Annotated in this window: 21 protein-coding genes; 18 read left to right on the top strand and 3 right to left on the bottom strand. The window is 70.6% G+C overall.

The features are described 5' to 3' along the window. Nucleotides 1–185: 185 nt before the first annotated feature. A complete protein-coding gene (locus ACH34Q_RS09585; RefSeq protein WP_395982438.1) occupies nt 186–1,865 on the bottom strand; it encodes a bifunctional metallophosphatase/5'-nucleotidase in 1,680 nt (559 codons plus the stop codon). A gap of 117 nt (nt 1,866–1,982) precedes the next feature. On the opposite strand from ACH34Q_RS09585, the gene mshD reads away from it, so the two are divergent. The 5 genes from mshD (at nt 1,983) to pstB (ending at nt 7,034) form a co-directional block, all read left to right on the top strand. After that, a complete protein-coding gene (gene mshD, locus ACH34Q_RS09580) occupies nt 1,983–2,852 on the top strand; it encodes a mycothiol synthase (protein WP_395982437.1) in 870 nt (289 codons plus the stop codon). 238 nt (nt 2,853–3,090) lie between these two features. Continuing rightward, a complete protein-coding gene (pstS, locus tag ACH34Q_RS09575; protein ID WP_395982436.1) occupies nt 3,091–4,194 on the top strand; it encodes a phosphate ABC transporter substrate-binding protein PstS in 1,104 nt (367 codons plus the stop codon). Nucleotides 4,195–4,325: 131 nt separating this feature from the next. Then, nucleotides 4,326–5,306 (top strand): phosphate ABC transporter permease subunit PstC, encoded by a 981-nt coding sequence (pstC, locus tag ACH34Q_RS09570; RefSeq protein WP_395982435.1) that lies wholly within the window; start codon nt 4,326–4,328, stop codon nt 5,304–5,306. Continuing rightward, on the top strand, nt 5,303–6,223 hold the full coding sequence (gene pstA / locus ACH34Q_RS09565; RefSeq protein WP_395982434.1) for a phosphate ABC transporter permease PstA: 921 nt from the start codon (nt 5,303–5,305) through the stop codon (nt 6,221–6,223). Before pstC ends, pstA begins: the two co-directional genes overlap by 4 nt. Nucleotides 6,224–6,257: 34 nt before the next feature. Beyond that, nucleotides 6,258–7,034, top strand: coding sequence for a phosphate ABC transporter ATP-binding protein PstB (gene pstB, locus ACH34Q_RS09560; RefSeq protein ID WP_395982433.1), 777 nt, complete (start codon nt 6,258–6,260; stop codon nt 7,032–7,034). 89 nt (nt 7,035–7,123) lie between these two features. On the opposite strand, the gene ACH34Q_RS09555 is transcribed toward pstB, so the two are convergent. Continuing rightward, a complete protein-coding gene (locus ACH34Q_RS09555; protein WP_395982432.1) occupies nt 7,124–7,846 on the bottom strand; it encodes a response regulator transcription factor in 723 nt (240 codons plus the stop codon). Nucleotides 7,847–8,073: 227 nt separating this feature from the next. Between ACH34Q_RS09555 and ACH34Q_RS09550 the strand changes: the two genes are divergently transcribed. The 13 genes from ACH34Q_RS09550 to ACH34Q_RS09490 all read left to right on the top strand — a co-directional run bounded on the left by ACH34Q_RS09550 (nt 8,074) and on the right by ACH34Q_RS09490 (nt 17,268). Beyond that, on the top strand, nt 8,074–8,334 hold the full coding sequence (locus tag ACH34Q_RS09550; RefSeq protein WP_395982431.1) for a MoaD/ThiS family protein: 261 nt from the start codon (nt 8,074–8,076) through the stop codon (nt 8,332–8,334). Nucleotides 8,335–8,485: 151 nt separating this feature from the next. Then, nucleotides 8,486–9,184 carry a DUF2993 domain-containing protein gene (locus ACH34Q_RS09545; RefSeq protein WP_395982430.1) on the top strand — a complete coding sequence of 233 codons (699 nt, stop codon included), beginning with the start codon at nt 8,486–8,488 and terminating at the stop codon, nt 9,182–9,184. A 61-nt stretch (nt 9,185–9,245) separates the two neighbouring features. Continuing rightward, on the top strand, nt 9,246–9,791 hold the full coding sequence (locus ACH34Q_RS09540) for an RNA polymerase sigma factor (protein WP_395982429.1): 546 nt from the start codon (nt 9,246–9,248) through the stop codon (nt 9,789–9,791). After that, on the top strand, nt 9,788–10,633 hold the full coding sequence (locus ACH34Q_RS09535) for a zf-HC2 domain-containing protein (RefSeq protein ID WP_395982428.1): 846 nt from the start codon (nt 9,788–9,790) through the stop codon (nt 10,631–10,633). The genes ACH34Q_RS09540 and ACH34Q_RS09535 overlap by 4 nt, the downstream gene beginning before the upstream one ends. Beyond that, on the top strand, nt 10,630–11,481 hold the full coding sequence (locus ACH34Q_RS09530; RefSeq protein ID WP_395982427.1) for an ABC transporter ATP-binding protein: 852 nt from the start codon (nt 10,630–10,632) through the stop codon (nt 11,479–11,481). The genes ACH34Q_RS09535 and ACH34Q_RS09530 overlap by 4 nt, the downstream gene beginning before the upstream one ends. Next, nucleotides 11,478–13,001, top strand: coding sequence for a hypothetical protein (locus tag ACH34Q_RS09525; RefSeq protein ID WP_395982426.1), 1,524 nt, complete (start codon nt 11,478–11,480; stop codon nt 12,999–13,001). Before ACH34Q_RS09530 ends, ACH34Q_RS09525 begins: the two co-directional genes overlap by 4 nt. After that, nucleotides 12,998–13,657: a hypothetical protein gene (locus tag ACH34Q_RS09520; protein WP_395982425.1), complete on the top strand. Its 660-nt coding sequence runs from the start codon at nt 12,998–13,000 to the stop codon at nt 13,655–13,657. Before ACH34Q_RS09525 ends, ACH34Q_RS09520 begins: the two co-directional genes overlap by 4 nt. A gap of 31 nt (nt 13,658–13,688) precedes the next feature. Continuing rightward, a complete protein-coding gene (locus tag ACH34Q_RS09515) occupies nt 13,689–14,204 on the top strand; it encodes a sigma-70 family RNA polymerase sigma factor (protein WP_395982424.1) in 516 nt (171 codons plus the stop codon). After that, the gene (locus ACH34Q_RS09510) at nt 14,201–14,920 is read left to right on the top strand and encodes an anti-sigma factor family protein (protein WP_395982423.1); all 720 of its coding nucleotides are present in this window, start codon (nt 14,201–14,203) and stop codon (nt 14,918–14,920) included. The genes ACH34Q_RS09515 and ACH34Q_RS09510 overlap by 4 nt, the downstream gene beginning before the upstream one ends. Before the next feature lie 95 nt (nt 14,921–15,015). Continuing rightward, the gene (locus ACH34Q_RS09505) at nt 15,016–15,369 is read left to right on the top strand and encodes a TlpA family protein disulfide reductase (protein ID WP_395982447.1); all 354 of its coding nucleotides are present in this window, start codon (nt 15,016–15,018) and stop codon (nt 15,367–15,369) included. A 257-nt stretch (nt 15,370–15,626) separates the two neighbouring features. Further along, nucleotides 15,627–16,064 (top strand): DUF4395 domain-containing protein, encoded by a 438-nt coding sequence (locus ACH34Q_RS09500; RefSeq protein ID WP_395982422.1) that lies wholly within the window; start codon nt 15,627–15,629, stop codon nt 16,062–16,064. After that, on the top strand, nt 16,061–16,900 hold the full coding sequence (locus tag ACH34Q_RS09495) for a sulfurtransferase (protein ID WP_395982421.1): 840 nt from the start codon (nt 16,061–16,063) through the stop codon (nt 16,898–16,900). Before ACH34Q_RS09500 ends, ACH34Q_RS09495 begins: the two co-directional genes overlap by 4 nt. 59 nt (nt 16,901–16,959) lie before the next feature. After that, a complete protein-coding gene (locus tag ACH34Q_RS09490) occupies nt 16,960–17,268 on the top strand; it encodes a DUF1416 domain-containing protein (protein WP_395982420.1) in 309 nt (102 codons plus the stop codon). 65 nt (nt 17,269–17,333) lie between these two features. On the opposite strand, the gene ACH34Q_RS09485 is transcribed toward ACH34Q_RS09490, so the two are convergent. After that, on the bottom strand, nt 17,334–18,698 hold the full coding sequence (locus ACH34Q_RS09485) for an MFS transporter (protein WP_395982419.1): 1,365 nt from the start codon (nt 18,696–18,698) through the stop codon (nt 17,334–17,336). Nucleotides 18,699–18,742: the final 44 nt, after the last annotated feature.

Genomic DNA, 18,742 nt, shown 5'->3' with positions numbered 1-18,742 from the left:
GAGCACGGTCGCCGACCCGGCCTACGGCTGCCGATTCAGCGACCCCGCCGCGTACTCGACCGGAACGAGGGCCCTCTACCCGGCCTGCCCCTGACACCCGCTTCCGTTGACTCGTGGCGTGTTCGCCTATGGCCCTGGCGTTTTCAGGCGAACACGCCACGAGTCAACGCTCCGGACGCGGTGAACTAGCTGCCTGAGATGCGGGTTGGTTGGGGCGGGGTTATGGGGGAGTTGCCTGTCAGGTACTCCACGAAGGCGTCTAGGTCTATTGGGCCTAGGACCTGGTCCGTTGCTTCGGTGAACGTGGTGAAGCCGTCGCCGCCGCCCAGGAGGAAGTTGTTGGCGGCGACCTTGTAGGTGGCCGCCGGGTCGGCGGGCCGGCCGTCTACCGTGATGGCTGAGACGCGGTCGCCTATCGGGCGGGACCGGTCGATGGTGAAGTTCAGCGTCGCGGACGGCTGCAGGATCTTCTCGCCGGAGCCGGTCCACTGCTGTTCCAGCAGCTTGTCGAGTTGGGCGCCGGTCAGCGAGACCACGCCCATCACGTTGCTGAACGGCTGGACCGCGAAGGCCTCGCCGTAGGTCACGACGCCGTCGCCCTCGGAGCCGGACGCCTTGTGGACGAGGTCGGTCCGTACGCCGCCCGGGTTCATCAGAGCGATCTGCGCGCCTTGGTCCTTCATCGAGGCCAGTTGCGCGTCGGCGATGACGTCGCCGAGTGCGGTCTCGCCGGAAGGTGAGGGTGTGCGGGTCAGGTCGGCGGTGATGCTGCCGACCGGCTTGTTCGCCTTCTCCGCGACCCGGTCCTTCCAGGTCTGCACGAACGTCTCGGTCTTGGGGTCGGCCGGTACGTCCCGGGTGACCACGTGGTTGTCGCCCTTCATGGACGAGCGGACGACGTTGCCGGAACGGCGGTCGACCTTGAAGTCGATCTGGCTGATGACGCGGCCGAAGGACGAGCCGGACGAGTAGAGCCGGGGCTGGCCGTTCGGGTCGGTCACGTTGCAGACGTACTGCTGGTGGGTGTGCCCGGCGAGGACCATGTCGATCTCGGGGTCGGCGTCCTTGGCGATGCGCGTACCGGCGCCGGGGACCACGCCGCAGGTGTCGGGACGCTGCCCGGACGGCACCTGGTCGCCCTCGTGGACGAGCAGGACCATCGAGCGGACGCCGCGGCGCTTGAGTTCGCGGGCGGCCCTGTTCGCGGCCGTGACCTCGTCGTCGAACCGCAGGCCCTTGATCCCGTCCGCGCTGACGATGGTCGGGGTGGTCTTGGTGACGACGCCGATGAAGCCGATCCTCACCCCGTTGATCTTGCGGATCGTCCAGGGTCTGAGGACGGGCTTCTCGCTGTGCTCGTGGATCACATTGGCGGCGAGGTAGTCGAACTTGGCGCCCTTCCACTTACCGGCGGGCGAGCAGCCGTCCACGGCGTGGCAGCCGCCGTACTGGATCCGCTGCAGCTCGCGGTAGCCCTCGTCGAACTCGTGGTTGCCGACCGCCGACGCGGTCACGCCCACGTTGCCGAGGAACTCCACCGAGGGCTCGTCGTGGTACGCGGCGGAGATCAGCGGCGAGGCGCCGATCATGTCGCCCTGGGCCACCCGCAGCGTGTTGCGGTCGGCCAGGCGCTTGAGGTGGGTCGCGACGTACGCGGCGCCGCCCGCGGGGACGGGCGTGCCGGTCTCGTCGATGGCCGTGCCCGAGCTGCCGGTGGGCGGCTCCAGGTTGCCGTGGAAGTCGTTGAGGGACAGCAGCCGTACGGACGCTGCGGGCGCGGGGTGCGCGGCGGCCGGCTGCGCCGCCACCGCCACCGCGGCGACCACCGCGGTGCCGCACGCCAGGATGATGCGTCGTCGAGTCATGGCTCGCACGCTAAGAGAATCCGGCATCCGGTTCCCTGCGACTCAATGACGTTTATGTGTCGGTTTGACCAGGGGTGGAGGGGTGTGCTTCCCGGCTCGCCGCATAGGCTGACGATCATGACTGAGGTACGGCTGTCCGCGTCCGAGATCGCCCAGGCCCTCGCCCTTGCCGAGGCCGCCACCGCGGCCGACGGGGTGGGGCCGCTGTCGGAGCACGCGCTGCTGCGCCTGCGGGACGGCGGGCACGGGCTGACGATCGTGTCGGCCGGGCGTGTCGTGGGGTATGCCCACGTGGATCCGGCCACGGATGAGGAGAGCGCCGCTGCCGAGCTGGTCGTTCATCCTGAGTATCGCCGTCTGGGGCATGGCCGTGCTTTGCTGCGGGCTGTTCTGGACGTGAACGCGCCGCTGCGGGTTTGGGCGCATGGGGATCTGCCCGCTGCCGCCGCACTGGCCGGGTCGGAAGGTATGAGCCGGGTTCGGGTGCTTTTTCAGATGCGCCGGCCCGCGGTCGACCCGCTTCCTGAGTTCACGGCTGCAAGTGGTGTGCGGTTGCGTGCCTTCGTGCCTGGGCGGGACGAGCAGGCCTGGCTCGACGTCAACGCCCGTGCGTTCGCCGACCACCCCGAGCAGGGGGCCTGGACGATGGACGACCTGCTCCAGCGGGAGGGGGAGTCGTGGTTCGATCCGGACGGTTTCTTCCTCGCGGAGAACGAGCAGGGCGTGCTCGGTTTTCACTGGACCAAGACCCATCCGGACGGTGCCGGTGAGGTCTACGTCGTGGGGGTCGATCCCGCGGCCCAGGGGATGGGGTTGGGGCGCACGCTCACCCTTGCCGGCCTGCATCATCTGCAGCGGCGTGGCGTCCCGTACATCCTGCTCTACGTGGACGAATCCAACGCCGCGGCCGTCCGGCTGTACGAGTCGCTCGGGTTCACCCGGCACGCCGTGGACGTGATGTACGGAAGCTCACCGTCCGCCTCCTGAAGCCCGACAAAACGGGCTTTTAGGGCTACTGACCTGGGCTGTTAACCCGTCGGTCACGGCAAAGCGGGGCAGACTTCGCGGCCGTGGCCAATGGCGTTCATTCTGCGTTCACCTGGATCAGGGTGCCTGGTCACCTCTCCTGCTTAGCGTCCTACCTGACGGTGCCCCTCTACCTGGACATACTGCTCCAGACCACCCGGTGGGGACGCCGCTTAACGGACTTAGAGGAGACCTCCCGGTGAAGAACGGTTCTCGGCTTGCCGCCCTCGGTGGCCTGGTCGTGGCGGGCGCGCTCACCCTCAGCGCCTGCGGCAGTGACAACAACCAGGGGACGAACACCGCGAACGTTCCCAAGGGCGACATCGACTGCGCCAAGGCCACCGTGAACGCGGCGGGCTCGAGCGCGCAGAAGAACGCCATCGAGGAGTGGACCAAGATCTACGCGCAGAAGTGCGCGGGGGCCAACCTCAACTACCAGCCCAGCGGCTCGGGCGCGGGCATCCAGGCGTTCACCCAGGGACAGGTGGCGTTCGCCGGCTCGGACTCGGCGCTCAAGCCCGAAGAGGTCACGGCCGCCAAGCAGCGCTGCCAGGGCGGCAACGCCCTCAACCTGCCGATGGTCGTCGGGCCGGTCGCGGTGATCTTCAACGTGGACGGCGTGGACTCGCTGCAGCTGTCCCCGGCCACCATCGCCGACGCGTTCTCCGGCAAGATCAAGAACTGGAATGATCCGACGATCGCCAAGGAGAACCCGGACGCCAAGCTGCCCAACACCCCGATCAAGCCGGTCTACCGCGCCGACGAGTCGGGTACGACGGACAACTTCACCAGCTACCTGCAGGCCACCGCGCCCAAGGCGTGGACCTGGGAGCCGGCCAAGAAGTGGCCCGCCAAGGCCGGTCAGGGCGCCAACAAGTCCGACGGCGTGACCGCGCAGGTGAAGAACACGCCCGGCACGATCTCCTACGTGGAGATGTCGTACGCCGAGTCCAACGACCTGAAGACCGCCAAGGTCAAGAACGGCGCCGGCGAGTACACCGCGCTGACCGCCGACAGCGCGTCCAAGGCCGTCCAGGGCGCCAAGATCGTCGGTACCGGCAACGATGTCGCGCTGGACATCGACTACACCACCAAGGAGCCGGGCGCCTACCCGATCGTCCTGGTGACGTACGAGATCGCCTGTGAGAAGGGGCTGCCGGCCGAGCAGGCCGCGTTCGTCAAGTCCTTCCTCACCTACACCTCCAGCGCCGACGGCCAGAAGATCCTGACCAACATCGGCTACGCCCCGCTGCCCGCCAGCGTCCTGACGAAGGTCCAGGGCTCTGTGAAGGCCCTGTCCTGACCCTCGATCCCGACAACGGCAGCCCCGCCACCGACGATCTCGGTGGCGGGGCCGCCGTGGGTTCCGCCGCCGCCCGCGACGCGGCGGCCCGTACAGCCGACCCAGCAGCAGCCATTCGAGGAGGGCACCTCGTGACCACCGACACCGGCGTCGAGACGGCCGCCGGAGCCAGACATCGCGCCACCGGCAAGCGCATGAGCACCGGCCGCGCCGGTGACAAGATCTTCGTCTCCGCCGCACGCGGCTCGGGGATCATCGTGCTGGCCATCATGGCCGCGATCGCGGTGTTCCTGATCTGGAAGGCGATCCCGGCACTGCGCGACAACGAGGCCAGCTTCCTGACCTCGGAGGCCTGGGACCCCAACGCCGCGCCGCCCCGGTTCGGGATCGCCCAGCTGGCGTTCGGGACCGTGGTGTCCTCGCTGCTGGCGATGCTGATCGCGACCCCGGTGGCGATCGGGATCGCGCTGTTCATCTCGTTCTACTCGCCGCGCAAGCTGGCCGGCGGGCTCGGCTACCTGGTGGACCTGCTGGCCGCGGTGCCCAGCATCGTGTACGGCCTGTGGGGCCTGATCTTCCTGGCCAAGCACATGGACTCGGTCAGCGCGTTCCTGAACTCGGTGCTCGGCTGGATCCCGCTGTTCGGCGGCGACAGCCCCGGCAAGAACTCGATCTTCACCGCCTCGGTGGTGCTGGCGATCATGATCCTGCCGATCATCTCCTCGATCTCCCGCGAGGTCTTCCTGCAGGTGCCGCGGGCGCACATCGAGGCGTCGCTGGCGCTGGGCGCCACCCGCTGGGAGATGATCCGGATGTCGGTGCTGCCGTACGGCCGGTCCGGCATGATCGGCGCCTCGATGCTCGGCCTCGGCCGCGCGATGGGCGAGACCATCGCGGTCGCGATGGTGCTGACCTTCGTGCCCGGGATCAACTGGCACATCCTGGAGAACGGCGGCGCCACGTTCGCCTCCAACATCGCCAACAGCTTCGCCGAGGCCACCAGGACCGGGCAGGGCGCGCTGATCGCCTCCGGCCTGGTGCTGTTCGTGATCACCCTGCTCGTCAACATGGCCGCGCGCGCCGTCGTCGCCCGCCGCAAGGAGTTCGTGTGACCTCCGTTACCGTCACCAAGAAGGCCGCCCCCGACCCGCAGGGCAGCAGCCTGACCTCGGTCGCCACCGGCCGCAAGGTCAAGGACCGCGTCGTCCAGGTACTGGTGTACGGGGCGTTCGCGCTCGCCATGATCCCGCTGGTGTCGGTGCTGTGGACCGTGTTCGTGAACGGGATCGGCCGGCTGGACGCCGACTTCTTCGCGTTCTCGATGAACGGGCTCAGCGGCCGGGACGCGGGCGGCGGCGCCTACCACGCCGTCATCGGCACCCTGCAGCAGGTGGCGATCAGCACCGTGATCGCGGTCCCGATCGCCATCATGACCGCGATCTACCTGGTCGAGTACGGCGCCGGCGGCCGGCTGGCCCGCACGATCAGTTTCTTCGTGGACGTGATGACCGGCATCCCGTCGATCGTGGCCGGCCTGTTCGTGCTGGCGCTGTGGCTGCTGACGTTCGGCTACAAGTTCTCCGGGTTCGCCGGCGCGCTGGCGCTGACCATCCTGATGATCCCGACGGTGGTCAGGGCCACCGAGGAGATGCTCAAGCTGGTCCCCAACGACCTGCGCGAGGCCTCGTACGCGCTGGGCGTGCCGCGCTGGCGGACCGTCCTGTTCGTGGTACTGCCCACCGCGCTCACCGGGATCATCACCGGCGTGATGCTGGCCGTCGCCCGCGTGATGGGCGAGACCGCCCCGCTGCTGCTGACCATCTTCTTCACCAAGGCGATCAACACCAACCCGTTCGACGGTCCGCAGGCCTCGCTGCCCACGTTCATCTGGGAGCAGGCCGCCGACCCCAACCAGAACTCCATCGACCGGGCCTGGGCCGGTGCGCTGGTGCTGATCCTGATCATCATGCTGCTCAACCTGGGTGCCCGCCTGGTCGCCCGGATGTACCGCCCGTCCGGCGGCCACTGAGCCTCGCGACCACTCGACAAGGAGCATTCACCCCATGGCCAAGCGGATCGAAGTCTCCGGGCTGCACGCCTACTACGGCGGCGTCCACGCCATCGAGGACATCTCGATGACGGTCGAGCCGCGCTCGGTGACCGCGTTCATCGGCCCCTCGGGCTGCGGCAAGTCCACGTTCCTGCGCACGCTCAACCGGATGCACGAGGTGATCCCGGGCGCCCGCGTTGAGGGCAAGGTCATGCTGGACGACGAGGACCTGTACGACCAGGCCGTCGACCCGGTCGCCGTCCGCCGCGTCGTCGGCATGGTCTTCCAGCGCCCCAACCCGTTCCCCACCATGTCGATCTACGACAACGTGGCCGCCGGGCTGAAGCTGAACGGGGTGCGCAAGAAGGCCCACCTCGACGAGATCGTCGAGGGCTCGCTGCAGGACGCCAACCTCTGGAACGAGGTCAAGGACCGGCTGAGCAAGCCCGGCGCCGGCCTGTCCGGCGGCCAGCAGCAGCGGCTGTGCATCGCCCGCGCCATCGCCGTCCAGCCGCAGGTGCTGCTGATGGACGAGCCGTGCTCGGCGCTGGACCCGATCTCCACGCTGGCGATCGAGGACCTGATCGCCAAGCTGAAGAGCCAGTTCACGATCGTGATCGTGACGCACAACATGCAGCAGGCCGCCCGGGTCAGCGACCGGACCGCGTTCTTCAACATCGCCGGCACCGGAAAGCCCGGCAAGCTGATCGAGATCGACGACACCAGCAACATCTTCACGAACCCGGAGCAGAAGGCCACCGAGGACTACATCACCGGCCGCTTCGGCTGACGGTTGACTCGTGGCGTGTTCGCCCTTCCACCCCGGTGAAAGAGGCGAACACGCCACGAGTCAACGTGGGTCAGCCTGTCAACGTGGGGTCAGCCGGTGGGGACGGGCTTGGCCTCTTCGGAGTCGCTGCCCGGACGGTGGTCGGGGACGAAGCGGTAGCCGACGTTGCGCACCGTTCCGATGAGGGACTCGTACTCGGCGCCGAGCTTGGCCCGCAGCCGCCGGACGTGCACGTCCACGGTCCTGGTGCCGCCGAAGTAGTCGTACCCCCACACCTCCTGCAGGAGCTGCGCGCGGGTGAAGACCCGGCCCGGGTGCTGGGCGAGGTACTTCAGCAGCTCGAACTCCTTGAACGTCAGGTCCAGGACCCGGCCGCGCAGCCGCGAGGTGTAGGTGGCCTCGTCGATGGTGAGCTCACCGCTGCGGATCTCGCCGGGGATGTCGTCGGCCTCGGCGCCCGCGGCCGCGCGGCCGACGGCCAGCCGCAGCCGGGCCTCCACCTCGGCGGGCCCCGCGGTCTTCAGCAGCACGTCGTCCAGGCCCCATTCGGGGCTCAGCGCGGCCAGCCCGCCCTCGGTGACGATCGCCAGCAGCGGGCAGTCGAGCCCGGTGGTGCGCAGCAGCCGGCACAGGCTCTTGGCCTGGACCAGGTCGCGGCGGGCGTCGACCAGCACCACGTCGGCGGGTGGCGCGTCGATCAGCGCGGACGCCTCGGCGGGCGCGACCCGTACCGAATGCAGCAGGAGGCCCAGCGCGGGCAGGACCTCGTCGGAAGGTTCCAAAGCGTTGGTCAGCAGGAGCAAGCTGCTCAAGTGCCGCCTCCCAGAATGATCAGGATCCAGGCGGCCCATCGTCCTCGCCCGGCGAGGCGACACCTCGGCCTGAGGGCTTGCGACGCGGCGCCACGCTGGACTGTTCGGATGAACTTCCTGGCCCCATCGCCCGGATCCCTCTCCCCTGAGCATATCCGAGGTGACCATCGGGGCAATGGGCGCATGGTGACGGGACCGTAAGGGCAGCGGAATGAGACGCTTGGGTCATGGCCAAGGGAACGTTGAGATATTGGGCGGCGGCGAAGGCCGCCGCGGGGGTACACGAGGAGCCGTACGACGCCGTGACCCTGGCCGACGCGCTCGCGGCGGCGGCCCGGCTGGATGGGCGAACACCCGATTTCGGTCGCGTCGTGGAGCGCAGCTCGTTCCTGGTCGACGGCACCCCGGTCGGTACGCGGCCGCACGCGGCCATCGCGCTGCCGGAGGGCGGCGTCGTCGAGGTGCTGCCCCCGTTCGCGGGTGGTTGATGTCACAGCGTTGATCTCACAGCTGTGCTGGGAGAAGACCGGAATGTCATTCTGCGGGGCGACTCGACGCCGCGGTGCCCCCCGCTAATGTGAGCCCTCCCGCGCGCGCCGCGCGCCGTCCCCCGCGACGCCGACGTCCTGAGGAGAGTCCATGCGGAAGGTACTGCTGGTCCTGCTGGTCCTAGTCGTCGGCGGCGTCATCGCCACCGACCGGATCGGGGTCCGGATCGCCCAGGACCAGATCGGGCAGCAGATCCAGTCGCAGTACAACCTGCTGCGGCAGCCGGACGTCAAGATCCACGGCTTCCCGTTCCTCACCCAGGCGGTCGGCGGCGAGTACGACCGGATCGAGGTGGGCATCGGCGACTGGACCCAGGAGGACGTCCGGGTGACCGACGTCAAGATCGAGATGCGCGGCCTGAAGGCCCCGCTGAGCGACGTCACCGCGGGCAACTCCGCCAACATGACCGTCCGGACGGCCACCGCGTCCGCCGTGATCCCGTACGGGGCGATCCAGCAGCGCGCGCCCAAGGAGGTCAAGAAGATCGGCCCCAAGGGCGACGACCTCCAGGTGGACCTCACCGGCTCACTCATGGGCCTCCCGCTCAACGGCACCGCGGTCGTGTCGGTCAAGGTCGTCGACAAGGGCCTGGCCATCACCCCCGTCTCGGTCGGTACGGGCGGCGCCCAGATCCCGCTGAACCTCATCCAGCGGCAGCTCACCTGGACCGTCCCGGTCACCGACCTGCCCGTCGGCTCGCGGATCAGCGAGGTCCAGCCGACCCCCGAAGGACTGCGGGTCGCCGCGACCGCCGAGAACCTCCAGCTGAGCAAGCTCGCGCAGTCGTAGGCGTTCCGGCGCACCCGTGAACCGGAACGGTGACTCGTTCCGATGAGGGGGTGTGACCGGAATGAACAGGGCGGGGCCGGACGGCGACGCGGAGCTCCTCAGAGCCGCCGCGGACGGCGACCGGCACGCCTTCGAGGAGCTGTACCGGCGGTTCGCGCCCTGGCTGGCGGCGCGCCTGCGCACGCGGTGCGCCGACCAGGCCGTCGTGGACGACGTCGTACAGGAGACGTTCCTGGCGGTGTGGCGCGGCAGTGCCCGCTACCGGCATGACGGCGATGTCGCCGGCTGGCTGTGGCGGATCGGCTCGCGGCGCCTGATCGACGCGCTGCGCGGGGACGGGGCGCGCGGACGGCTGCGGCAGGCCCTGACCCGCGTACGGCACCGGCAGGAGGAGTCCGCCGAGGAACGCGTGCTGGCGGGCGTCGAACACGGCGATCTCGGCGGCTCGCTCGAACGCCTGTCGCCCGAGCTGCGCGCCGTCCTCCAGGCGACCGTGATCGACGGCCTCACCACACGGGAGGCCGCCGTCCTGCTCGGCATCCCTTCCGGCACGGTCAAGACGCGGGCCATGCGGGCCCGCCGGCAACTGCGGGGGGAGCTGGCATGACCTGGCATCTGCCCGATGACGACCTGCGGGCGTACGTGGCCGGACGGCTCGCACCGCCCCTGCTGTGGTCGGCGGACGAGCACCTGAAGGCCTGCGGGCACTGCCGTGCGGTGCTCGCGCAGCAGACCGATCCGGCCGTCCTGGAGGCCGGCTGGGCGCGGATCTCCGACGAGATGGACGCGCCGCGTCCCGGGATCACCGAATCGCTGCTGCTCAAGGTGCGCGTACCCGAGCACACGGCCCGGCTGCTGGCGGCGACGCCGGTGCTGCGGCGGTCATGGCTGCTGGCGGTGGTCACGGTCCTGGTGCTGAGCATCGCGGTGGGCCGTACGGCGACACCGCTGCTGCTGCTGGCGACGGCTCCGCTTCTGCCACTGGCCGGGGTCACGCTGTCGTTCGGCCCTGGACTGGACCCGACGTACGAGATGGCGGTGGTCGCGCCGCTGCACACGTTCCGGCTGCTGATGCTGCGGGCGCTCGCGGTCCTGGCGACCACGGTGCCGCTGGCCCTGGTCGGCAGCCTGGCGATGCCCTCGTTCGCGACGGTCGCGGCGGGCTGGCTGCTACCCGCTCTGGCGCTCACGGCGCTCGGGTTGTCGCTGATGCCCTGGCTGGGCCCGGTCGGCGCGCCCGCGCTGGTCGGTACCTGCTGGATGGCGGCGCTCGGGTTCAACTACCTGGTCGCCCAGCACATGTTCTTCCCGTTCACGGCGGCCGGGAGGGCCGGCGGCGCCGTCGCCGCGCTCGCCGCGGTCGCGCTCCTGGTGGCCGTCCGGAACCGGTTCGAGAACGGCCGCCACCTCGACACGTCCTTCCGATTCGCGGCCAGGAGGCTGACATGACGATCACGGCATCGGGGCTGGTCCTCGCGTACCGCGGCACCCGGGCGGTGGACGAGGTGTCGCTGCGCCTCGAACGCGGCGTCACCGGCCTGCTCGGCCCCAACGGCGCGGGCAAGACGACGCTGCTGCGGCTGCTGGCGACCGCCATGCGTCCCGACCAGGGCTCGCTGAGCGTGCTGGGCCACGATCCTTCGTCGGTACGCGGCCGTACCGAAGCCCGGCGGGTCCTGGGCTACCTGCCGCAGAACCCCGGCTTCCATCCGGGTTTCACGGCCTTCGAGTTCGTCGACTACGTGGCGATCCTCAAGGAGATGACGCATCGCGGTGCCCGGCACGCGGAGGTACGGCGCGTACTGGACTCCGTCGGCCTCGCCGAGGTGCGCGGCAAGCGGATCAAGGCCCTGTCCGGCGGGATGCGGCAGCGGGTGGCCCTCGCCGCCGCCCTGGTGGGCGATCCGGGCTTCCTCGTCCTGGACGAGCCGACCGTGGGCCTGGACCCGGAGCAGCGGATGCGCTTCCGCGAGCTGATCGCCGAGGCGGGCGAGGGCCGTACCGTCCTGCTGTCGACCCACCAGACCGAGGACGTGGCGATGCTCTGCCGCCGCGTCGTGGTCATGAAGGACGGGCGGGTGCGGTTCGACGGCACCCCGGCCGAACTGGCCGCGCTGGCCGAGGGCCGGGTGTGGTCGAGCGCCGACCGCGTCCCGGAGGCCCTGGCGGGCTGGCGTACCGGCACCGGCGAGTTCCGCAACGTCGGCCACCCGCCGGCCGGAGCGCAGCTGGTCGAGCCGACGCTGGAGGACGGCTACCTGCTGGCCCTCGACGGGATGGTGGAGGCGGCAGCGTGAGTGTTCTGGAGAAGGAGCGGCGGGTGCCGATGCCCGTGCCGAGGTCGGTGATGGGGCGGACGGTGTTCGCGCTGGCGCGGGTCGAGTCGCGGCGGTTGCTGCTGCATCCGCTGGTCGTCCTCGCGGTGCTCGGGTACGTGACGTTGCTGATGTGGCCGAAGGGTGCAGGCGAGGAGGTCTTCCCCGTACTGCACGAGGTGGGGCGCGAGACGCAGCTCGGGGCACTCATGATCGGGTTCGCGGGCCTGGTCGCGGTGAACGCGGCTGTACTGCGGTCCCGTCGCCACGGCACCGAGGCGCATTTCGGTGTCCTCGTCCTGCCCGGATGGCGCCGTACGGTCGCGCACGCCCTCTCGCTCGTGCCGCTGGCGCTCGTCGCGGTGCTCGTGATCGGTGGCGGGTTCGCGCGGGAGGCCCTGCGGCCCGGTGCGGTGGGCCCTGTCCCCGTCTCCGAACTCCTCACCGGCCCGCTGCTGGTGCTGCTGTTCGGCGGGCTGGGGGTGATGCTGGCCCGGCTGGTGCGTTCGGTGCTCGCGGGGCCGCTGGCCGTGGTGGTCCTCATCGCGATCACGTTCGTCTTCGTGTCCGAGCCCGGCGGGCTGCGCTGGCTGGCGCCGCTGGTCGCGGGCGAGGGCGCGCGGCCGCTGCCGGCGGATCTGGTGGGCAGGCCCGCCGGCTGGCACGTGCTGTACCTCGCGGGCCTGGCCCTGCTGCTGGTCCTGGTCGCGGTCATGGTGAGCGGCGGCCGTACGGTGGCGATCCGAGCCACGGCTGCGGGTGCGCTGGCCGTGACGCTGGTCGGCGCGACGATGCAGGTCCAGGGGCCGTCGGCCGAGCTGGTCGCGGCCAGGGAGCAGGCCACCAACGAGCCCGCCTCCGTCCAGGACTGCGAACGCCGCATGCCGACGACGTACTGCGCGTTCCCCGAATTCAAGCCCTGGATCGGCGAATGGCGCCAGGTCGCCGAAGGGGTGCGCTCCTTGGCCGGGGCGCCGGCCGCGACGCGGGAGCTCACCGTACGGCAGCAGGTCTACGCGCTCGACGGCCCTTCCGGGATGCGGGGCTTGCCGCCCGCTTCTCCCGGCGAGGTCACCGTGGGCACCGCGTGGGACGGTGAGCGCCGGCTGGAGTTCGCGGCGAGCTTCGCCCGGGGGCTCGTGGTGAACGACGAGTCCGAGTCGGGCGTGTACTGCGACGCCCGGGGGATCGTCATGATGTGGATGGCGATCAGCGGCATCCCCGACGGCGAGGCCCAGCACGGCGAGGCGCGGGCCGCCATCGCAGGCGCCGGGGGCATGGGCATGATCGCCGCGCCGGTAAGTCCGTTGGTGGTGCGCGATCGCGAGTACGCCGTCGTCAAGGCGATGCTGGACCGGCCCACGGCGGAGATGGCCGCCAAGGTCAAGGCGTCCTGGGCCGAGCTCGTACGGCCGAGCACCACGCCCGACCGCGCCGCCGCTCTGCTCGGCGTCACCGTCCCGGCCGAGGCCGCCGTCGACCGGGACTGGAAGTGCGCATGAAGCCGAACGCGCTGATCCGCCCCGCCGCGAGGACGCTGCCCTGGAAGGCGCTGGCCGGAGCCGGCGGGCTGGGCCTCGCCCTGATCGCCGCTCCGGCCGCCGTGGGCGGGAACGGGGACGTGGGCACGCTGCTCACCCTGCTCCGGATCGCGGCGCTCGCCGGGGCGCTGGGGGCCGCGTTCGTCCTGGAAGACCCGGCCCGGGACATCACCGACGTGGTGCCGGTTCAGCGGCCCGTGCGCCAGGCCCTGCGCGTTGCGCTTGTCCTGCCGGTGGTGGCGGTCTGGTGGGCGGCGGTGCTGGGCCTGGGGTACGCGGGCTCCGGCGGCAAGGCCCTGCCATGGGCCGAGGTGACGCTGGAGGCGGCGGGGCTGTTCGCCCTGACGCTCGGGCTGGCCGGGGCCGCCGTACGGTTCAGCGGTGCGACCGCGCCGGGGGCGGCGGTCGGGGGCGCGGTCCTGGCGATCTTCGTGGTGGCCGCGGTGGTCCCGCCCCGGTTCGCGCTGTTCGTACCGCCGGAGCACGAACGGTTCGACGACACCCACCTCATCTGGGCGGCCGTCCTGGTCCTGGCGCTGCTCGCCTGGGCCGCCTGCGCGCGCGAGCCGGCCGGCCGCCGGGGCAAGAAGATCACGATTGCGGGCCGGGCCTTGTGAACCGATACGGACAGGCGTACGTGTCTGTTGTGTGGGCCCGACCGCGGACGAGGGATTGCTCCGTGCTCTGTACGACGAGCACGGTGGACCTCTCCTCGGCTACGTCCTCCGGCTGACCGGCGGCGACCGGCCCCAGGCGGAGGACATCGTCCAGGAAACGCTGCTGCGCGCCTGGCGGCATCCCGACGCGCTCGCGGGACGTCCCGTACGGCCGTGGCTGTTCACCGTGGCGCGCAACCTGGTGGTGGACGCCCATCGGGCCAGGCGCGCGCGCCCGATCGAGACCGGGATCGACGAGCACCTGATGATGACCGCCGCCGGTTCCGACGACATCGACCGGGCGCTGGAGTCGTGGACAGTGGCCGAGGCCATGGCCGATCTCAGCCCGCAGCACCGCGCCGTCCTGGTGGAGACGTACTACCGGGGCCGTTCGGTGGCCGAGGCCGCCAAGGCGCTCGGCATCCCGGCCGGCACCGTGAAGTCCCGCAGCTACTACGCCCTGCGGGCGCTCAAACTCGCGCTGGAGGAGCGGGGGCTGGCGCCATGAACGACTGCGGGGAGATGCGCATCGCGCTCGGCGTGTACGTCCTGGGCGCGATCGAGCCGGGCGAGCGGACCCGGCTGGACTCCCACCTGGACGGCTGCCCGGCCTGCCGGGACGAGCTGGCCGGGCTGGCGGGCCTTCCCGCCCTGCTGGGACGGGTCACCGAACGGCAGATCGAGCAGATGGCAGGGCCGCCACCGGAACTGCTCGACTCGCTCCTGACCCGCGCCGCACAGAAGCGCCGCAGGCTGCCGATCCTGCGCCGACCGCCGTCCGCCGGACGGCTGTGGTGGGCACCCGCCGCGCTGGCCGCCTGCGCGCTGCTGCTGGTCGGGGTTCTGGCCGGAGCCCTGCTGACCTCGGTGAAGGACGAGCCCGTCGCCGTCCCCGTGACGCCTTCCTCGCCCTCGATCACCACCAGCCCGGGAGCCGAGAGGATCCGCGCCGCCGACGCCGGTGTGAAGGGCGAGATCGTCCTCTACCGGAAGAAGTGGGGCACGAAGATCGAGCTGTACCTGGCGGGCGCCCCGTACGGCGGAACGTGCCGGTTCTTCGCCGTCGCCCGCGACGGGCAGCGGGACATGCTGGGGAGCTGGCACGTCGCGTACCGGAAGGGCTTCGGCCAGTACATGGGCTCCACCATGTTCCACCGCGAGCAGCTCTCCTCGTTCGAGATCGTCACGCTGGACGGCCGGCCGCTTCTCAGCATTCCCGCCTGAGCGGGAAGAGACCCGGCGCCGGCGCCGTTGAGGGGTACGTGGAAGGTGCACTGGTCGCGGCCGTGGTGCTTCTGGCGGCCACCGTTTTCGGGCTGATCAGGCGGCACCGCGACGGAACGCTGCGAAAGGGAAGCGTGGACGGACGTCTCGAAGCTCAAGCGCTGGGTGCTGAGCTGGGCGAACGCGCCACCCTGGTGCAGTTCTCCAGCGCGTTCTGTGCCCCCTGCCGCTCGACCCGCCGGATCCTCGGCGAGGTCGCCGCGATGGTCGACGGGGTCGCCCACATCGAGATCGACGCCGAGGACCGGCTCGAACTCGTCCGCGAGCTGAACGTGCTCCGTACCCCCACCGTGCTCGTCCTGGACGGCACCGGAACGATCGTCCAGCGGGCCGCCGGACAGCCCCGCAAGGCCGATGTCATCGCCGCTCTCGGCCAGGCCATCACGTGAGCGGGACGGCGATGACCTGCGTCAAGGCAAGTGTCACTGTCTCGAAAGCCGAGACGGATGTGACATCGCCACGGATCTCGGCTTACCATCGGACCGTGCGTTACTGGACAGAGCAGCTGCTCACGAAGCGTCGCGCGGTGGACTTCTGCCGCCTGTCGGCTTCGCTCTGTCGTATGGCCTGAGGCATCGCGCCCGCCGTTCCCGAGCACGTCGACTTCCGCTCGTACGCACAGATTCTCTCCGCCAGGAGCACCCCGATGCAGGTTGATCCGCGTGGGCAGCGCTTGGCCGCGGCCATCACCACGATCGTCCTGATCGCCGTCCTGGTCACGGGAAACTGGGTGCTCCTCGCCGTCCAGGCCGTGATCTTCGCGATCCCGACCTTCCTCGGCCTCGGGTACGCCCCGTACGGGCTGGTCTTCCGGACGCTGGTCCGCCCCCGGATCGGCCCGCCCGCCGAGCTCGAGGACGCGGCCCCGCCCCGGTTCGCCCAGGCGGTCGGGCTCGGATTCGCCCTGGCCGGGACCATCGGTTACGCGCTGGGCCTCACCTGGCTCGGTATCGGTGCCACCGCCTTCGCGCTGGGGGCGGCGTTCCTGAACGCGGCGTTCGGGTTCTGCCTCGGCTGCGAGATGTACCCGCTGATCCGCCGCATCACCACGAAGATCCGTTCCGACAGGGAGGTTCCCGCATGAGCCGCTCAGACGTCCTGGTGGACGCCGCATGGGTCGAGTCGAACCTGGACTCGCCCGGCCTCGTTCTCGTCGAGGTCGACGAAGATGTCTCCGCCTACGACAAGGGCCACATCCGTGGCGCCGTGAAGATCGACTGGAAGACCGAGCTGCAGGACCCGGTCCGCCGCGACTTCGTCGACCGCACCGGTTTCGAGCAGCTGCTGTCGTCCAAGGGCATCGCCAACGATGACCTGGTCATTCTGTACGGCGGAAACAACAACTGGTTCGCCGCGTACGCGTACTGGTACTTCAAGCTGTACGGCCACGAGAAGGTCCAGCTGCTCGACGGCGGCCGCAAGAAGTGGGAGCTGGACTCCCGCGAGCTGGTCACCGACGTGCCCGAGCGGCCCGGCACCTCCTACAAGGCCAAGGACCAGGACCTCAGCATCCGGTCCTTCCGCGACGAGGTCGTCGACGCCATCGGCACCAAGGGCCTGATCGACGTCCGCTCGCCCGACGAGTTCAGCGGCAAGCTGATGGCTCCCGCCCACCTGCCGCAGGAGCAGGCGCAGCGGGCCGGCCACGTGCCGACCGCGCGCAGCATCCCGTGGTCCAAGACGGCCAACGACGACGGCACGTTCAAGTCCGACGAGGAGCTCCGCGAGATCTACACCGCGGCCGGCGTCGACCTGAGCAAGCCGATCATCGCCTACTGCCGGATCGGCGAGCGCTCCTCGCACACCTGGTTCGCCCTGCGCGAGCTGCTCGGCCTGCCCGACGTCAAGAACTACGACGGTTCCTGGACCGAGTACGGCTCGCTCGTCGGCGTGCCGGTCGAGCTCGGCGACCCCAAGTAATCACCCTTCCGCCCGTACCGGAGATCATCCCGCCGAGCACGGCGGAGAAGGAGAACATCATGACCCAGGGCTGCGCAGCACCCGAGCAGACGGCGCACCTGCCGGCGACCGTCGACCTGACCAACGAGGCCGTCATCCAGGGCACCGTCACCCGTGACGGCACCCCGGTGTCCAGCGCCTACGCCCGGCTGCTCGACTCGACCGGTGAGTTCACCGCCGAGGTCGTCACCGGCGACGAAGGCGTGTTCCGCTTCTTCGCCGCCGACGGCGACTGGACCGTCCGCGTCCTTGCCGCCGGCGGTGTGAGCGTCGACAGCACCATCAGCGCCAAGACCGGTGAAGTCGCAGCCCTCCAGGTCGCGATCTGACCAGGCCCACCGCCTGAACAGACCCCGCCGTCCCGTACCCACGGGCCGGCGGGGTCTGTCGTTTCCTAGGCGCCCGCCCTCCTCCGCGGCCGGGTCAGCGGTACGGCGATGCAGGCGGCGGCGAGCAGGATCCCGAAGGCGACCGCCAGCGCCGTGGCGTAGCCGTGCACGGTCGCGGCGTCCCCGTCCGACCCCAGATAGGACGCGGCCGCACTGGCGGCGATGGTGTTGAGCAGCGCCGTGCCGAGCGCGGCCCCGAGCTGCTGGGAGGCGTTGTACGCCGCGGCCGCCGCTCCGATGTCGTACCCCTGCATCCCCGCCGTGGCCAGGCTCGCGGTCGGCGGGATGACGCACCCGAGGCCCAGCCCCGTGAGCACCATCGCCGGCGCCAGGTACAGCGGCAGGACGTCGCTGCTCTGCGCCGTCAGGAAGGTCAGGATGAACATCCCGGCGGCGGCGACCGCCAGGCCCGGCACGATCAGTGCGCCGGGCGCGACCCGTCCCAGCAGCCGCCCAGCGATGAGCGTCGAGCCGATCAGGGCGGCCAGCGCGTTGATGATGAGCGTCATGCCCGCCTGAACCGGCGAGTAGCCCAGCACCGTCTGGGTGTAGTAGCTCATGAACAGGTAGAACCCGAACATCGCGACGAACATCAGGGTGATCGAGATGAACGCCCCGGCGCGGGCCCGGTCCAGCAGCACGTGCATCGGCAGCAGCGGCCGCGACGACCGCACCTCGACGGCCACGAACGCGGCCAGCAGCACGACGCCGCCTACCAGCAGCGCCACCACCTTGGCCGAGCCCCACCCGAGCGGCTGAGCCTCGTTGAACCCGTACACCACCGCCCCGAAGCCCGCCGCGCTGAGGAGTGCCCCCGCGACGTCGAACCCTCCGCCCTTCAGCGGACGGTCCCTTGGCGCGACGGTCGCGCCGAGCACCGCCAGCGCCGCGATCGGGACGTTGATGTAGAGGCACCACCGCCAGCCCGCGTACTCGGTGAGCAGGCCCCCGAGGACCAGCCCCACGGCCGACCCGGCGGCACCGACCGCCGCGAACACGCCGAACGCCCGGCCCCGCTCCCGCGTCTCGGTGAACGTGGTCGTCAGCAGCGACAGCGCCGCAGGCGCGAGCGCGGCGGCGAACACCCCCTGCAGCGCCCGCGCCGCGAACAGCATCTCGGGATTCACGGCCGCCCCGCCCACCGCCGACGCGGCGGCGAACCCGACCAGCCCGACGGTGAACGTCCGCCGATGCCCGAGTGCGCCGCTGATCCTGCCGCCGATCAGCAGCAGCCCGCCGAACGCCACCGCGTACGCGGTGATCACCCAGTGCCGGCTCGCGTCCGACATCCCGAGCGCGTCCTGCGCCGACGGCAGGGCGATGTTCACGATCGTCCCGTCCAGCACCACGAGCAGCTGAGCGGCGCTCACCACCGGCAGCGTCCACCACCGCCGCCGTCCAGAAGCCGGCCCTT

Source organism: Actinomadura sp. 9N407 (assembly GCF_044326315.1).
GTDB lineage: Bacteria > Actinomycetota > Actinomycetes > Streptosporangiales > Streptosporangiaceae > Spirillospora.
This window is presented reverse-complemented; position numbering and strand designations above follow the sequence as displayed.

Excerpts from the sequence above, each read along its gene's own strand:
- ACH34Q_RS09585 (WP_395982438.1), bottom strand. The coding sequence starts at position 1,865 with ATGACTCGACGACGCATCATCCTGGCGTGCGGCACCGCGGTGGTCGCC.
- mshD (WP_395982437.1), top strand. The coding sequence starts at position 1,983 with ATGACTGAGGTACGGCTGTCCGCGTCCGAGATCGCCCAGGCCCTCGCC.
- pstB (WP_395982433.1), top strand. The coding sequence starts at position 6,258 with ATGGCCAAGCGGATCGAAGTCTCCGGGCTGCACGCCTACTACGGCGGC.
- ACH34Q_RS09550 (WP_395982431.1), top strand. The coding sequence starts at position 8,074 with ATGGCCAAGGGAACGTTGAGATATTGGGCGGCGGCGAAGGCCGCCGCG.
- ACH34Q_RS09545 (WP_395982430.1), top strand. The coding sequence starts at position 8,486 with ATGCGGAAGGTACTGCTGGTCCTGCTGGTCCTAGTCGTCGGCGGCGTC.
- ACH34Q_RS09540 (WP_395982429.1), top strand. The coding sequence starts at position 9,246 with ATGAACAGGGCGGGGCCGGACGGCGACGCGGAGCTCCTCAGAGCCGCC.
- ACH34Q_RS09535 (WP_395982428.1), top strand. The coding sequence starts at position 9,788 with ATGACCTGGCATCTGCCCGATGACGACCTGCGGGCGTACGTGGCCGGA.
- ACH34Q_RS09530 (WP_395982427.1), top strand. The coding sequence starts at position 10,630 with ATGACGATCACGGCATCGGGGCTGGTCCTCGCGTACCGCGGCACCCGG.
- ACH34Q_RS09520 (WP_395982425.1), top strand. The coding sequence starts at position 12,998 with ATGAAGCCGAACGCGCTGATCCGCCCCGCCGCGAGGACGCTGCCCTGG.
- ACH34Q_RS09510 (WP_395982423.1), top strand. The coding sequence starts at position 14,201 with ATGAACGACTGCGGGGAGATGCGCATCGCGCTCGGCGTGTACGTCCTG.
- ACH34Q_RS09500 (WP_395982422.1), top strand. The coding sequence starts at position 15,627 with ATGCAGGTTGATCCGCGTGGGCAGCGCTTGGCCGCGGCCATCACCACG.
- ACH34Q_RS09495 (WP_395982421.1), top strand. The coding sequence starts at position 16,061 with ATGAGCCGCTCAGACGTCCTGGTGGACGCCGCATGGGTCGAGTCGAAC.
- ACH34Q_RS09490 (WP_395982420.1), top strand. The coding sequence starts at position 16,960 with ATGACCCAGGGCTGCGCAGCACCCGAGCAGACGGCGCACCTGCCGGCG.